Consider the following 14,938-nt stretch of genomic DNA (forward strand, 5'->3'; position numbering starts at 1 on the left):
AGACGAAAGTCGCAGAGGACACTTCTTCGGGGTGGGAAGTGTTCCGGGTGCAGACCTCCAAGCACCCATGAAGTACGTTTCGTCCATACACATACCTTACTGGTTCCAGCTACCCTCGCGAAGGAACGAGGACATGATAAGACAATTCGCCTATCTTGTCGAGGGGTATGAGGAACGGGGCGACAGCATCCTTGAGATTGACATCGGCACCTTCAGGAACATCACGGAGTCAGCCGAACCACTTCTACCCGATGAGGAGCACGCATCAGCACTTTATGAGATGATGCGAGGGGGATACTACAACTGCTTCAAGACGCAACTCACAGCACCAGCCACGATGTGCTTCAGTATTAGGAGTCCTGAGGGGCAGAGTCTTGTATCAGAGGACGCGTTTCACTTCTTCTACATACTGATGAGAAGGATAGCGCAGGGGATGAAGGAGATGCTTGTTCCTCACTGCAAGAGCGTAATCATGTGCCTAGATGACCCTGCTCTCGGACTCGTACTGGAGGTGATTGACAGGGGTGACGGAGGCAGCCTCACACGCGAGCACATCTTTCGCTCCACCAAGAGAGTGATACCCAGTGGAATGATCCCAGCCTATCACTACTGCCACGACTGGCGAGCACTCAAGTCACATGGCAGATACCCACTGTGGGATGACGGCAGCAGAGTCGTGCATGTGGATGTCATCAGCTACCCCCCGGAACTAGACCCTGAACAAGCAGAGCATATCAACAGGTTCCTTGAGCACGGGGGCGGCATTGCGCTGGGCGTAATACCCAAGACAGATGAGGGGTTCTCGAAACCGGTCGGACAAGAACTCTCATCACGTCTTGCTGATGCACTCTCTCGGTTCCACAGAAGTGGGGTCAGCGTGGGACTTCTCGGTGACAACTTGATGGTCTCGACGCAGTGTGGGATTCCCAGAATGACACCGCGGATGGCCAGAGAGATACATGAGGAGAGCAGGTCATTCCCGGCCATAGTAGAGAAAGAGGTCAGACTGCACAGCTGAGTTGCCATGCGGCTGGGCCTACGGCAGATGACGAATCGGCTGAGATATGCTTAAGAAGACCACACCCGCGGCACGCTTGCTCCAAGGATGTGATTCCATGAACGCTGAGAAAGCAAAAGAGCCCGGACGAGTGATGCGATTCATTCAGGACTATCGGATGAAGATGCTCATCCCCGAACTGCTTGTGGTGTTTGGGGTCTGGTACCTCAATCCTGCGTCACTGACAACCAACGTCTACAGTCTGCTGGGACCTGTCGCACTGCTCTGCCAGCCACTCTTCTTTGTCCCTACCGGGCTTCTTGCATTTGTTACTGCGTTCACCCTTCATGGAATATACCCCATGGACAACTATCACGAGGGCAAGATACCCACGCTGTCACGGACCGCAATCCTGATGGTCGTGGTTTCCTTCATTCTCCTGCCCCTGCTCGTACTGATGCAGATGATAGGATACTTCATGACAGAGGCCACCGAGTACATCAAGAGGAACCCACTGTGGGAGAGAGTGGAGAGTGTGGGCGACTTGCTGTTCTATGCAGGCGCAATGTTCTTTGTCGGCCTGCAGTGGTGGTTGCTCATCCCGGTGCTGCTGCTGTCGCAAGCAGTTGATGGGATACACAAGATTGCTCATCACGAGACATCAAATGTACGGATAACCGCCTTCTTTTACGCCCTGTGGCCAATCACTATGCCACTGTTCTTTGATCCCGTGGAGATAATGGCGATGGCTGCACTCTCCATTCCTGCCTTTGCCTTCTATTCCTATATCAGACCCTACTACACCTACGTCACGGCTGTGCACACAATGAGCATCGCGCTGCTGGTTCTTGCGACGCTCTTCATCGCACCATATCTTCCACTGCTCAACATCTGGTGGCCAGGGACTATACCTCCCCATGTGCCTCCAAAACTCTGGTGAGCAGTCTCAGTTGCATGGGCACAGATCCGCAGGTCTAATGCACACCTGACTCTGAATAAGTCGGTTTCCTAGTCGCAGCCGCTTCGTCCTCTTCGCGCAGCTTGTGCTTGAACGGCCGCCCTTGGGAGTAGATTGCAGGGTCTGCTCCACGAGTCTTCGACACTATCACCAAGAATCCGACAAGCTGAACCCCGACTGATACTACTCCGATTATGAAGACCTCTAGGAAGTAGGCGTGCGAGAACAGCTGAAAGACCCATGCGACGGGATAGACAAAGGTCTGAATCACTATTCCACCAAGTAGGAGGAGCACCCATCTGTTAAGGAAATTGCTTGCCATCTCCGGTTCACATCTCTACGTGAGTCTATCTGCTCGGGCACAAACGGCAGTCAATTAAAGATGTCTGTGATGTTAACCGAGTCCGAACACAAGGGCCTCAATATGGACCCCAGACCGCAGCCGATACGACAGACTGCTAGACACCATCGTCGAGTCTCGATTCGTGTTCATTACCGGGAGGCATCTCGTCCGGTGACACTGCCCCGGATACAAGATCCTCAATCGGAATACCCAGAAGGTCAGCCAAGTCCTCAGCCAACTCAGGGACTCCTACCACAGCAGCATAGGCCCGTACCGCTTCCAAGACGACAAGACGAACTTGGTCTGAGAGAGCGAAGCCAGTCAGCTGAGTCCAAGGGGATTCTCGCGTCACATGACCCATAGTACTTAGAGAGTACATCATCTGCCTTGGACGACCTATGGAGTCCACACTGAAGAGCACAAGAATGGCAGACTCCAATCGTTCAATACGTGCTGCAATCTGAGGACTCTGCAGCGTATAGTAGCCCTGAGCCTCACCAACTCTCAACCGTACCCCGACACGGGAGAAGTACGGCAGAGCCTCCACCACTCTGACTGCCCGCCTGAATCTGAAGAGAGCAGGTATGCGGAAGGTTCTACTTGCTTCGGTGGGCAGGAGCAGATAGAACACTCGGGAGGACAGTAAGCCAAGTGCACACAGACCGAGGCCAAAGACCAGTGGACCAGCGTGGAGGGCCCAGTATACAGGCAGGGATTGCCAGAGAGGAAACGACACCGTCACAAGCAGGACAGGTGCGGAGGCCAGAAGACTGGGGACATCGAGACGACTTGCAAGACTGGAGTATTGACGACTGTAGTCCTTTAGGACGCGAGAGTATTCCGCAATCGTCATCTCCACCTCACGGTACTGCCAGACTGGCTCAGTATATCTGACTTGGCGGCGCATCCACTTCGCCACGCCAGCAGTCACCACTATGATTGCCAAGACATAAGCTGAAGCGAAGAGGACCCAGTAGGAGGGGGCAATCAGTGCGCTCACCACATAGTACTGCGCGCTCTCTGCGCCAGCGAAGGAAATCACGAGCAGTGCAGTCACAAGCAGCGTGAACTGAAGAGTAGTGGGGCCGAACACAACAGGCTCATCGGGTGGATTCGCACTGGAATCGGAAGGAGATGTGTCATCAGTCATTTCAGGTACAGCCCATGTCCTCTAGTATCCTATCGATGTCAGATCTCGACCCGTGGAGCTTGCGCCACTCAAGGATGGCGAGAGCTATTGCGTTCATGGTGACCAGACTCACATCCTTGACCCCCAGTTCTCGTGACATTGAGTGAACCGGATTCCGGACATAGTACACATCGTCGGACACCCCTGTACGTTTGCGGAAGGTCCTGTCTGTGTTCGTCCAGAGCCACACGGTGCCAGCGTGACCGTCTCGCGGGTAGAGCGTACACTGGACGCATCTGACCGATCCGAGCTCATCGGAAATTGACTCGATGCCTACTTGTCCCTCAAGGCCCGAGATACCGATACGCACTCTTGGTCTGCGATACACGGTCAGTCCATCCACAGTGGCACGGTCCATGACCAACTGCACTCCGGACACACCGTGAATAGAGGCCTGAGTCTTCGCGAGTGCAGATGCTTCTCTGAGCAATGGCAGTGAGAAGTCATGAGAGGCATCATTTGATGTGGACAGGAAACCGCCAATCCCACTGACTGAAGCCAAAATGAGCAAGTTGGCGAGGTAGAGTGCGCCTCGGGTTGAAGAGGAGAGGTCAATCCCCAATAGCGGCGTCAGCGGAATGGCTGCGCTTAGAAGGACACATAGTATGGGTAGATAGAAATGCCAGAAGCTGCTTCGTGCAACGAGTCGTAAGTACTGCGTGTTATGAGAACGACGGAGCCTGCGCACTTCATCGAGAGAGAACGCCGCCTCCTCAAACGTCCACTTGGGAGGCGCATATGATACTGTGTGCTTCTTCATGTGCCAGCCGAGGTAATATGCGACACACGATGTCAGAACTGGCAGGGCTACGAACAGAGTCACAAGTACGGTCAGATCAGTCTGTGCCAAGTCCACAGAGCCAACGCCAATGAGCAGTCCCAGCACAATACAGGCGGCCAGTGCAAAACCAGTCAGCAGGTCCAGCTTCTGTGGCTTGTCATACCTGACATACATGGAGGCCATGCGCGTTCCCTCGTGTGACCACACGACTGGCTGCTTTAAAGGTTCTGAAGCGAGTGAAGAACACCCATCTGCGGTACTCTCAGAAATGTGAACCATTCGCGGGTTGGACAGGCCTGACACAATAGCCGCGTCGAACACTACAAGCGGTACCTTGACGGACACAGCATCATGCTTATATACGGAGGGGCATTAACAATTGTTATCAGGTGTTTGCGATGCTCAAAGTGGGTGATAGAGCTCCCGACTTCTCGACTACTACAGAGTCAGGTGAGCCATTCAAGCTCAGTTCCCTAAAGGGAAAGAGAGTTGTGCTCTACTGGTATCCAAAAGACGACACGCCAGGATGCACCGAAGAAGCCTGTTCGATTCGTGACAACTACGCAGTATTCCTGGATGCAGGCATTCCTGTCTTTGGAATCTCTGGTGGGGCGGCGAAGTCCCATCAGGCTTTCAAGAAGAAGAACAATCTGCCCTTTCCACTTCTGATGGACGAGGACTTCAAGATTGCACAACTCTACGGAGTGTATGTCAAGAAGCAGATGTACGGCAAAGAGTACATGGGAATCGAGAGAACAACATTCCTGATAGGAAAGGACGGCAGTATTGAAGGGGTGTTTGGTGGACCCGCAGGTATTGACAAGGTGAAGACCAAGGAACATGCCTCTCAAGTCATTGAATTCTGGAAGCTGAAACTGTAGCAGGAGACAGGACAGGATGAAAGTAGGAGACGCCGTTCCGGACTTCGAAACTGTAGATGAGTCTGGAAGACCATTTCGTTTGAGCGATTACAGAGGAAAGAAGGTGGTGTTATACTTCTACCCCCGCGACTTCACTCCTGGATGCACAGCCGAAGCCTGTTCAATTCGCGATAGCTATCAACTCTTCGAAGGAGCAGGCATTCCCATATTCGGAGTATCGGGAGGAGATGCAGAACAACACAGGAAGTTCAAAGAAAAGCACAGACTTCCATTTCCCATTCTGGTCGATGAACAGCTGAAGATTGCCAAGCTATATGGAGCGTACAGCAGACTGGGTGTAGTAGGGCTCGGAGTGAAACGCATTACATACCTCATCGACGAGAAAGGAACAATCGAAGGTGTCTTCGGTGGTTCGGATGGGCTGGACAAGGTCAGGTCAGAGAGGCACGCAGAACAGATATCACAGTTCTGGGGACTCAAACTATGAGTCAGATCGCTCCGGCTTGAACGTGTTTTCAGAATCAGTAGGTCAAGTTACGGGTCATTCGACTGCACATAGTAATGTTGATTCCCGACTTCAGCACATTCAAGAAGTGAAGTCACAAAGCTGTCAGCCTTTCTAGCAGCAAGAACGGTGAACATGGAAGTCTTGTAGGCTTCACAGAGATGCTATTAGTGCACCTGTTGGCACCGACTCGCTCCATGACACCTGCTGTTGGACTTGTCGCGGCCGCTCCCGTATCGCATCTGTTGTTCTAGGGGATTGATTCAGTGTGCGGATTGCGATGACAGGTACGACAACTCTGGCATCGGCATCAACACAGCGGCCCGACCATTTCATCCTGTCTACGTGCTGCGATCGCTCACAGCGGACATGTCAGTCTGGGGATTCACTTCGACCATCTTCTCGGTCGCTGGGGACACTCTACCGTATTTGCCCAGGTGAAGTCTCAGGCTGCCCTTGAAGAGACGAGTGTATCCGTTAGAGAGTACGTAGGTCTCACCTTCTCTCAGTTGCTCTATCCAGTCGTCCCAGAGTGGTACCCTGATTATTGCAGTCGAGTCGCCCACAACCGCATCTACCACTCTGTGTGTGGTCCCGTCCTCCGGTGACTTCACATGACGTTCAGCTTCAGTCTTCAGGACCTTGAAGGTAACACTGACTCTTCTCATCCCGGCACGGAGACCGGCCACCGTAGTTTCAATTGGTCCAATAGTATTGTTATCCACTATGTATCACTCACCATTTCTAGTCCAGGACAGTCAAAACCAGCAAAGTCTTCCTGGCTTCCCGATGAAAGACTACTCCTTCCTCAGAAAAAGTCCGAGAATATCCGCATAGTTGCTATGCCTGTGTGTTTCCCTTGCGCAACTTTGCTTATGACGTTATGTGTCAAGCAAGACCCAGATCAGAAAGCAGGACTCGCAGCAGACCAGTGACCTGACATGGCAGAGTGACAGAGTTTATTCTCCCAAGTTGAGCGGAGAATTGATGGAGGCATAGATTAAAATCAGGAGCCCGGTCATGCCGCACATGAGGCTCTACAAATGCCTGAACAGAAAGTAACAGTAGAAGAGCTGAAGAAGAAGGCTGAGAAGCCTGGAAAGGACGCTCTGGTCCTACATCCGTTCTACCAGGGCAAGATAATGTCCATTGGAAAGGCACCTGTCAGGACTTTCGATGACTTTGCAATCTGGTACACCCCCGGTGTCGCCAAGTCATGTCTGGTTATCAAAGACAATGAGGAAGCAGCCTATGAACACACTAACAAGGGCAACATGGTCGCTGTCGTGAGTGACGGAACCAGGGTACTTGGACTTGGGGACATTGGTCCATACGGGGCAGGACCTGTCATGGAGGGCAAGGCACTGCTGTTCAAGTACTTGGGTGGGGTTGATGCATGGCCGGTCTGTCTTGACACCAAGGACCCCCGCGAGATTATTCGGACGGTCAAGATAATACAGCCGAGTTTCGGTGGCATCAACCTTGAGGACATCTCCAAGCCAAAGTGCTACAAGGTGCTTGAAGAGCTGAGGAAGGACAAGGACGTCAAGATACCGGTATGGCATGACGATGCCCAAGGCACAGCTACAGTGGTACTGGCTGGAGTACTGGGCGGTCTCAGAGTGGTCAAGAAAGACATTGAGAACATCACTGTTGCATTGTTCGGAGTTGGAGCAGCCAACACACGCACAGCATACTTGCTCATATCAGCAGGAGTCGACCCGAAGAACATAGTCATGGTTGACAGTGTCGGAGCGTGCTATGCTGACCGCGAGGACATAGTGGCGGAAAAGGACGATGACACGTTCAAGTACGACCTCGCGCAGAAGACCAATCCCGAGAGGAAGACTGGCGGTCTTGGTGACGTGATAGACGGCGTGGATGTACTAATCAGTGCCTCTACGCCGGTCCCTGGAACCATCAAGAAGGAGTGGGTCGCCAAGATGGCAAGAGACTCGATAGTATTCGCCTGCGCCAATCCACTGCCGGAGATATGGCCTTGGGATGCGAAGGAAGCAGGCGCAAGGGTTGTTGGAACCGGGCGTAGCGACTTCGAGAACCAGATCAACAACTCGCTCGGCTTCCCCGGTATATTCAGAGGGACTCTTGACGTGAGGGCAAGGACAATCACGGACGAGATGTGTATTGCAGCAGCTCAGGCGCTAGCAGACCTTGGCGCGAAGGAAGCAACTGAGCGCAAGGTCATTCCGACCATGGACCAGTGGGAGCTTTACCCGGCTGAGGCTACAGCAGTTGGAATGAAAGCCATAGAGCAGGGCATTGCACGGAAGCAGTGGGAGAGGAAGGACCTCTACAAACATGCGGAGCAGGTCATCCGTGCCGCGCGCAGTGCCTCAGATATCCTCTACAAGCAGGGAATCATACCCAAGGCACCACCCACTTAGGAGAACGCACGGGGTCATTCGACCCCGTTCATCTCCTCTTCCTTTTCTCTTGAAGTACACGAACACTCCATTCAGGGGATGTCTGAACGACTAGCGGATACGTCGCCAGAGGGTCAAGGAGCCAACTGCCACTGGCGCAATCCCTAGCAAGCACATCACGACCAGCCAGTTGACTCTCGGGTTTGCATCAGAACCATCGGCTGCGGCGTCGAGGTCATAGTCGGGTGTGAGAGGATCAAGGCCATTAGCAAGCTCTAGGTAGTCCCGAAGCCCGTCTGAGTCGGTATCATCACTCAGGGGGTTCATTCCCAGGCGGACTTCATCAGTGTCAGACACTCCGTCACCATCACCATCCACGGACAAGGGATCTGACCCGCATAGATACTCTTGGAGATTGGTCAGCGTGTCATTGTCTGGATCATATTGACCGTCACTGTCTAGCGGATTGGTGCCGTATTGCACTTCCCAACCGTCAGGCATCCCGTCCGAATCAGTATCATTGAGGACCGGGGAAGTGCCCAGTCCAATCTCCAATCCATTGGCGATCCCATCCGAGTCATAGTCTTCAAGATGATCGTCTCTTAGTGGGTTCAAGCCGCAAGCAACCTCGACGGAGTCAGAGATTCCATCCTTGTCCGTGTCAGTCACGAAGATGTCAGTCCCAATGACTGACTCGTCTGCGTCGCTGAGCCCATCATCATCCCAGTCCAGTGGAGGATTGGGGTCTGGCCACGAATACTCGTCGGCGTCAAGGACACCATCGCCATCAGTATCGGAGTCGTAGGTCAAGTAGACTAATGCATGCTCGGTACCGTTGCCGGTGTTCGTCACCGACAGGGTCAGCTCACCAAGACCTGACTGCGTTGAAGACTCGTACTCGAATGTGTGAGGAGCAAGAACGGACGAGATGAGAGTCGTTGAACCCTGGGTCAGAGTCAGTCGGAGAGTTGAGTTGGATGTGGAGTTGCCGTGAACCGACAGAGTCTGAGACATTGTCATGACTGCATGGAGCCGAGCTGTCGCATAGGGCAAGAGTGTCGCTTGGAGCATCTGAACTGTCTGTTGACCGTTGCCCTGCATTCCAAGATAGACTGCTACCGAGGCCGCCGCCCGTGCAGCATAGAGGGCCTGAGCACAGTCATAGTCCGTAGAATAGGGACTGTCAACCGGTGGAAACTCCGGATCGGGTTGGTGTCCGCTTCGAACGTTCACTGCTGGTATGCCTGCGCTCATGAAGGGAATGTGGTCTGTCTGGACCTGCTGCAGTTGCTGGACACTCGTTATCGATTGCCCCGATTTGCGCATGAATGACGCGAACAGGTCAGCAAAGTACTTGGTCCTATGGTAGCCTTGTCCGACATCAGCTTCGTGCTCAGCTATGAGTCTGGAACCGGGGGACTGCCATAAGGATCGGTATAGCAGCTCGTCGAAGTTGTACGACACAATGACACTCACTCCCCGATTCTCCAGTTCAGCTACGACCTCCTTGGAGCCATACAGAGCACGGTTCATGTGCTGTTCGTCCAAGAACTCCATGTTGCCAGCGTAGAAGCAATAGTAGATGTCGACCGGCAATCGATACTCTGCAAGAATCGAGGCGATGGTCAGTACGACGGCCACTCCTCCTCCATTCTGCTCGATTCCACTCGAACTCTCATCACTGTCAAGGTGTGCACCAAAGACAATCGAGCGCACATCAGTGCCATAACCCTTCTGAACAGCCACGACGGAGTGATGTGGTCCCCAGTAACCAGACGGTATCGAGAACTCCTGAAGACGACTGATGACGTATTCGGCCGCTTGTGTGTATCCAGGGGTCCCATCGAAACGAGGACCTATGGCATACAGACGCGACAGCACTGTTGTGATATCACTCTCGCTCGAATAGTACCACGGTATGTCCCACCAGTTGAGCGAGTTAAATGGGTGCGGGACGATGGCAGGTTCTTCTTGACCATCGTTCGTATCAGGAGGTGGCGCAACCTGCATGAGACTGATGATGACAATCGTGGCCAGTACTATGGCAGTGACTATGACTGGGGACTTCCGTGAGACCATTACTGACTCTTCTGGCTCTGCTTGAGGCCGTGTGACTCGTCACTGTCGCACATAAATATCCGCCGAAAGAAGCACCTCCAAGGAGAGAAACCAATCGGCAGGGCTATTAGCATCGCTCTGTGCATAGAGGCCAGTTTTGGCTTTGGTGTTGTGACATGGAGTATGACAGATGCGTTCGATGTGGTTCATGCCTGAAGTTCTGCCCTCTCTTTCAAGTCACTGGAGAAGAGCAGTTCTCACCTCGAGGAAAACTGTATCTCCTTCAGGTGATGGACCAGATAAATGACGACCCCGAGTTAGGCAAGGAGTTCCGTAGACTCCTCTTCCAATGCACGCTCTGTGGACGGTGCAAAGAGAACTGTGCATCCGATGTGGACCTACTGAGAATCTGGCACGAACAACGCGCAAAGGCGATTGAGCAGGCACCAGAGGAGTTTGCGTATCTAGATGCACTGAGAGACTCGCTTGCCAATGTGAAGAACATATACGGACTCGACCCCGAAGACCGAGCGGTCTTCTGGATTGATGAGCTAGTCGACGACATTCCAGGGATAAATGACAGGGTCTATGCGCCGGGCAAGACAGCTGAAGTCGTCGTCTTCCTCGGTTGTCTGATGTCGTTCAGAGGTAGTCAGATTGATGTGGTGAAGGCGCTATTCAAGTCACTTGAGGCCTTCGGAACGGACTACTTGGTCATGGGGTCTGAAGAGTTCTGTTGCGGTCATCCCCTCTACCTGATAGGAGATGAACATGGCGCAGAACAACTGAGGGAGCACAACAGGACTGTCATCAAAGAAGCCAAGGCGAAGAGCGTGATAACCTGCTGCCCCGGCTGTCTCATTCAGCTGTCACAGCACCATCGGCTGCAGGGGGTTGAGGTGTTGCATCACACACAGTTCTTCGACCGACTGATTGAGGAAGGAAAGGGACCCAAGGTCGACACGGTCGAGGAGTTCTCGTATCATGACCCTTGTGAACTGCACAGGATAATGGGCGTGAAGACGGAGCCACGTTCGTTGATGAAGAAACTCGGACTCAAGGTCAGAGAACTCGACCTTGCCTGCTGCGGCGGCGGAGGTCTCCTGAGGATGACCGACCCGGGTTTGAGCGACAAGATCATGGAGGTAAGGAAGAAGTCGGAGGGGCTTGCAGGAGTCACGGTCCTGACGTGCTGTCCATCATGCAGAGAACAGCTGCTCGCTGCCAACATCAAGACCAGAGACATCGTAGAGATGCTCTCCGAGGCCCTCGAAAAGGAGGGAGAATGAATTGAAGATCAGAGATGTAGTAGCCGGTGCAAATGCCTCAATCTACTATCGCATGAACTTCAAACTGATAAAAGGTGTGTTCTACCCGAGGACCGAGAATGATGTCATAGAGGCCATCCGCCTAGCCCAAGAACATGGCTTTGATGTGACCCCGAAGGGCGGGGGATCGGGTCTCAGTGGAGCATGCACGGGCGGTAACAGGGAACGCATCATCTTGAGCTCACTGCAGATGAAAGAGGTGCTCGGATTCTCCAAGGACCAGGGCTACGTTGATGTGCAAGCAGGGACAACTCCAGATGAGATCAACGCAGTGCTTCAACCGAGTGGACTACGGTTCTGGGTGGCACCCAGTAGCAGGGACGTGGCCACGGTGGGAGGAATCCTGAGTACAGATGGCGGAGGCAACGATGCATGGATCAATGGCACTATGCGTGACAACACCCTCAGAGTCAAGATGGTGCTCTATGATGGTCGGCTCATCGTTGTTGACCACAAGGGGGTGAGAAGCCCTGACAAAGAGCTGGAGGCACAGCTGAACAGCGCAGGAATGACTCTGAATGATGTTGCAGGCTCCCATGGGACACTGGGATTCATCACCGAACTGAGACTGGTAGTGAGGCCAGCGAAGACCCAGAAGTTGGTTGGTGGCGTGTCTCACTTCGCTGACTGTAGCGAGATGGGAAAAGCAATTGACCGAATGGTCCGTGCGAACAGCCCGATTGTCTACGGCGAGGCAATCACGTCAGTGCACGAGGACATAAGGGGAGAGCTGACACCACCACTACTAATCCTCGAGTTCCCGGAAGCATACGAGCACGAGATTGCAGGCATGTCACAATACACACGATATGACCCCACCGCACTCAAGGCTATGAAGGACATCCGACTGAAGCTTCCCAAGCGTAATCCCGTGAGGGGGCGGCAACTCGCCCTCTTCGAAGACTATGGGTTCTATGGGGAGAGCCTTGTGCACATGCAAGAGAGAATAGATGAGATAGATAATCTGCTTCGCAAACATGAGTTCTAGCCCTTCGCCAAGTACGGTCATGCTCCTAGCAAGTGGTACTTGGGAGACAACTCTGCAGCCTTCGGGGTCATACTTCACTCAAGGGAGATCAGACCAGAACAGAAGTCTGGAAAGGACATATACCGGGCAGTCCTCGACATCGTTGAGACCTGCGACAGACTGGGCATAACTCCCAAACCCGAACACAAGTGGCCATACAGCGACCGCACGAAGAACAAGCGACTTCAGCAGCTCAGGGAGATACTGGGTGGAGGATTCAACGACTTTGTCCTACAGCCCGACTGTAATGAGGTGCTCGGCTCGATGGTGTGACCTATCACTGAATACTTTCGGTGATGTCTCTGAGGAGCTTATATACTGTCAATAGGACCGAATTGTGATAAAGATGGTTCGCCAGCACAAGACACCACGGGGGCTCTTTGACCCATACTACATCCCGGAGAAGCTTCTTTACAGAGAGCGTGAGCTAGAGTCCATTGACTCCTTCCACCGCGACTCGTTTGAGGAGAACTATGGCGTCAACTGTCTCGTTCATGGCATAACTGGCGTGGGAATGACGGTCTTCTCAAGATACTTCCTGACGAAGATTGTTCCTCAGGCCTTCGACGCGTATACGGTGTATGTAGATGCGAGACACAAGGAAGACCTTGAGATAGTCTCTGAACTCAACGACAAGATCCATACACTTACCAACAGTCCAATCACTGTCGCCTTCGACCTCGATGTGCTCTGGATGCAGTTCAAGAGAATAGCCACGTCAAGCCAGAAGAGAACCGTCTTCGTGCTCGACAACATAGATGAGACCAATGAGGAGATCTATCTCAAGCTGGCAAGGTTGTCCAAGGAGATAGGAGCCAGCACGATTGGGGTCCTCAACAGCCACGACTACAGAATGCTCACAAAGGCGCCAGCCACCCAGATGGCGTACGACTTTGAGATACCACTGGACACCTACACCCAGTCTCAGCTGTATGAAATAGTCCGCATGCGCGTGGAGGACACATTTCCCACAGGTCTGACAGACGAGATCGTACGCTACATAACAGACCTTGTCTGCGAGTTCGACGCCAGCAGACCAAAGACATCGATTGAGGCACTCAAGGCACTATGGCCGCTGGCAAGCCAGGGGAAGGAGATAGACTCTGACGCTGTGAGAGCCGCAACCGAGAAGATCACGAGCTTCGCGCAGGACCAAGACTACTTCGAAGTCGTGGAGGCAATCTCACTCGATGACTTCATGACCCTGTTGGTACTTGAGGCTATGACTGAGCATCTCATGCGCTACAAGACCGAGACCTACATAGACAGGCAGACGCTGAACGAGATTGTTCAGATCAAATGTGAAGAGCTCGGCGTAAAGTACCTGGAGGAGGACGTTGAGAAGAGTCTCCAAACCCTCATATTCCAGAGCATCGTCTTTGAGTCGGGTTACTCAAAGAGCCTGCTGTACGTCATAGCGCCGCCAGAGATACTCTACGATGCAGCAGTTGGTATGCGTCGAGAACTGACAAGAAGAAAGTAGACCTGCATCGTCACAACGTAGTACTTGTAGAAAGAGAGTGGGAACTGAGAAGGGTAGTGACCACAGTGCCGGGTCACTACCGATGATACAACACGGAATCACTTCTTCTTCTCAGCAAACTCCTTCTTGACCCATGCCTCAATCGCTGCACCTGAGGTGAGCTTTGCGAGGGAGTCATCGATTGCAGAAGGCTTGATGACAGCAATCCAACCCTTTCCATATGGGTCTTCATTCAGGAGCCCGGGATTGTCCTTCAATGCATCATTGACCTCGGTCAGCATGCCTGCCACTGGAGCCTTCACAGGGCCAGTCCACTTGCCAGACTCGAGCGTCCCGATACTGCGTCCGGCCTCTACTTCCTTGCCTGCTGGCCGCAGACGGACGAACTTGATCTTTCCCGCCAAGTCCATCCCGAAGCTAGTGAAGCCAATCCTTACCTTGTCTCCTTCTTTCTTGACCCAGATCTGGTCCTCTCCGTAGTAGAGGTCATCTGGAAAATCAAACCCTTCGTACTTCACCAATGCTGAGTCACCGTAGGACAGGTACGGGTGAGGCTCGCATTTAAGTAGTTCGCCCGGATGAACTCTGTTGCATAGGTGGTCAGACCAGTCACCGCATGACGTAGGCTGACGCGGGGGTCTTCGGAGCAGTTGCCCAGAAGTTGGACATTCTTGTACTGGTCGTGTACCAGTTGGCTGAGCCGAGCCTGATATGTGCCGAGGTCTTTGCCCACGCTCATGCTCAGAGTGTCTCATGCTGCCACTGTGCTCGGTGTCTGCACGAAGACGACTCGACGCTGGGAGGCTGCCGGGCTCCTGACGTGTCTGCGGACGCCGGGATGCCACAGACGGGTCGAGCAGCTGCCACGCCTGTGGAGAGCGGGGCATTCGAACGTCCGACCTCCAGTCCACACACGAGGTGAGAGGCGGAGAGTACTTCTACTGCCCATCATATCACACGCACGCTCACGCTGACATCAATGCTGCTCGCAACTGTCTATGTCC

16 protein-coding genes are annotated in these 14,938 nt (G+C 53.2%); 10 read left to right on the forward strand and 6 right to left on the reverse strand.

Annotated elements, in window-relative coordinates; genetic code table 11:
• Nucleotides 1-31: 31 nt before the first annotated feature.
• Both HXY34_07415 and HXY34_07420 read left to right on the forward strand, forming a co-directional pair.
• Nucleotides 32-1,018, forward strand: a complete 987-nt coding sequence (locus tag HXY34_07415; protein NWF95958.1) for a hypothetical protein — start codon at nt 32-34, stop codon at nt 1,016-1,018.
• A 97-nt stretch (nt 1,019-1,115) separates the two neighbouring features.
• Nucleotides 1,116-1,937: a hypothetical protein gene (locus HXY34_07420; GenBank protein ID NWF95959.1), complete on the forward strand. Its 822-nt coding sequence runs from the start codon at nt 1,116-1,118 to the stop codon at nt 1,935-1,937.
• A 34-nt stretch (nt 1,938-1,971) separates the two neighbouring features.
• Here the strand turns inward: HXY34_07420 and HXY34_07425 are convergent, their stop codons facing one another.
• The 3 genes from HXY34_07425 to HXY34_07435 form a co-directional block, all read right to left on the reverse strand.
• Nucleotides 1,972-2,277, reverse strand: coding sequence for a hypothetical protein (locus tag HXY34_07425; protein NWF95960.1), 306 nt, complete (start codon nt 2,275-2,277; stop codon nt 1,972-1,974).
• A 136-nt stretch (nt 2,278-2,413) separates the two neighbouring features.
• Entirely contained in the window at nt 2,414-3,448 is a 1,035-nt protein-coding gene (locus tag HXY34_07430) for a hypothetical protein (protein ID NWF95961.1), read from the reverse strand.
• A 1-nt stretch (nt 3,449) separates the two neighbouring features.
• A complete protein-coding gene (locus tag HXY34_07435; GenBank protein NWF95962.1) occupies nt 3,450-4,451 on the reverse strand; it encodes a hypothetical protein in 1,002 nt (333 codons plus the stop codon).
• A 215-nt stretch (nt 4,452-4,666) separates the two neighbouring features.
• Between HXY34_07435 and bcp the strand changes: the two genes are divergently transcribed.
• Both bcp and HXY34_07445 read left to right on the forward strand, forming a co-directional pair.
• Entirely contained in the window at nt 4,667-5,149 is a 483-nt protein-coding gene (gene bcp / locus HXY34_07440) for a thioredoxin-dependent thiol peroxidase (protein NWF95963.1), read from the forward strand.
• A 16-nt stretch (nt 5,150-5,165) separates the two neighbouring features.
• Nucleotides 5,166-5,636 carry a peroxiredoxin gene (locus tag HXY34_07445; protein NWF95964.1) on the forward strand — a complete coding sequence of 157 codons (471 nt, stop codon included), beginning with the start codon at nt 5,166-5,168 and terminating at the stop codon, nt 5,634-5,636.
• Between the two features lie 359 nt (nt 5,637-5,995).
• Here HXY34_07445 and HXY34_07450 read toward each other — a convergent pair whose 3' ends face one another.
• On the reverse strand, nt 5,996-6,379 hold the full coding sequence (locus tag HXY34_07450) for a single-stranded DNA-binding protein (GenBank protein ID NWF95965.1): 384 nt from the start codon (nt 6,377-6,379) through the stop codon (nt 5,996-5,998).
• Between the two features lie 318 nt (nt 6,380-6,697).
• On the opposite strand from HXY34_07450, the gene HXY34_07455 reads away from it, so the two are divergent.
• On the forward strand, nt 6,698-8,059 hold the full coding sequence (locus HXY34_07455) for an NADP-dependent malic enzyme (GenBank protein ID NWF95966.1): 1,362 nt from the start codon (nt 6,698-6,700) through the stop codon (nt 8,057-8,059).
• Nucleotides 8,060-8,149: 90 nt separating this feature from the next.
• Here the strand turns inward: HXY34_07455 and HXY34_07460 are convergent, their stop codons facing one another.
• A complete protein-coding gene (locus HXY34_07460) occupies nt 8,150-10,117 on the reverse strand; it encodes a M28 family peptidase (GenBank protein ID NWF95967.1) in 1,968 nt (655 codons plus the stop codon).
• 155 nt (nt 10,118-10,272) lie between these two features.
• Here HXY34_07460 and HXY34_07465 point away from each other — a divergent pair, with 155 nt between their 5' ends.
• The 4 genes from HXY34_07465 (at nt 10,273) to HXY34_07480 (ending at nt 13,934) form a co-directional block, all read left to right on the forward strand.
• Nucleotides 10,273-11,385: a (Fe-S)-binding protein gene (locus HXY34_07465; protein ID NWF95968.1), complete on the forward strand. Its 1,113-nt coding sequence runs from the start codon at nt 10,273-10,275 to the stop codon at nt 11,383-11,385.
• A gap of 1 nt (nt 11,386) precedes the next feature.
• Nucleotides 11,387-12,412 (forward strand): FAD-binding oxidoreductase, encoded by a 1,026-nt coding sequence (locus HXY34_07470; protein ID NWF95969.1) that lies wholly within the window; start codon nt 11,387-11,389, stop codon nt 12,410-12,412.
• Nucleotides 12,413-12,451: 39 nt separating this feature from the next.
• Entirely contained in the window at nt 12,452-12,724 is a 273-nt protein-coding gene (locus HXY34_07475; GenBank protein ID NWF95970.1) for a hypothetical protein, read from the forward strand.
• Between the two features lie 73 nt (nt 12,725-12,797).
• Nucleotides 12,798-13,934, forward strand: a complete 1,137-nt coding sequence (locus tag HXY34_07480) for an AAA family ATPase (GenBank protein ID NWF95971.1) — start codon at nt 12,798-12,800, stop codon at nt 13,932-13,934.
• A 98-nt stretch (nt 13,935-14,032) separates the two neighbouring features.
• Here HXY34_07480 and HXY34_07485 read toward each other — a convergent pair whose 3' ends face one another.
• The gene (locus tag HXY34_07485; GenBank protein ID NWF95972.1) at nt 14,033-14,689 is read right to left on the reverse strand and encodes a glycine cleavage system protein H; all 657 of its coding nucleotides are present in this window, start codon (nt 14,687-14,689) and stop codon (nt 14,033-14,035) included.
• Nucleotides 14,690-14,819: 130 nt separating this feature from the next.
• Between HXY34_07485 and HXY34_07490 the strand changes: the two genes are divergently transcribed.
• A partial coding sequence (locus HXY34_07490; GenBank protein NWF95973.1) for a transposase occupies nt 14,820-14,938 on the forward strand: 119 nt, incomplete at its 3' end.

This window comes from Candidatus Thorarchaeota archaeon (assembly GCA_013388835.1).
Classification (GTDB): Archaea; Asgardarchaeota; Thorarchaeia; order Thorarchaeales; family Thorarchaeaceae; genus JACAEL01.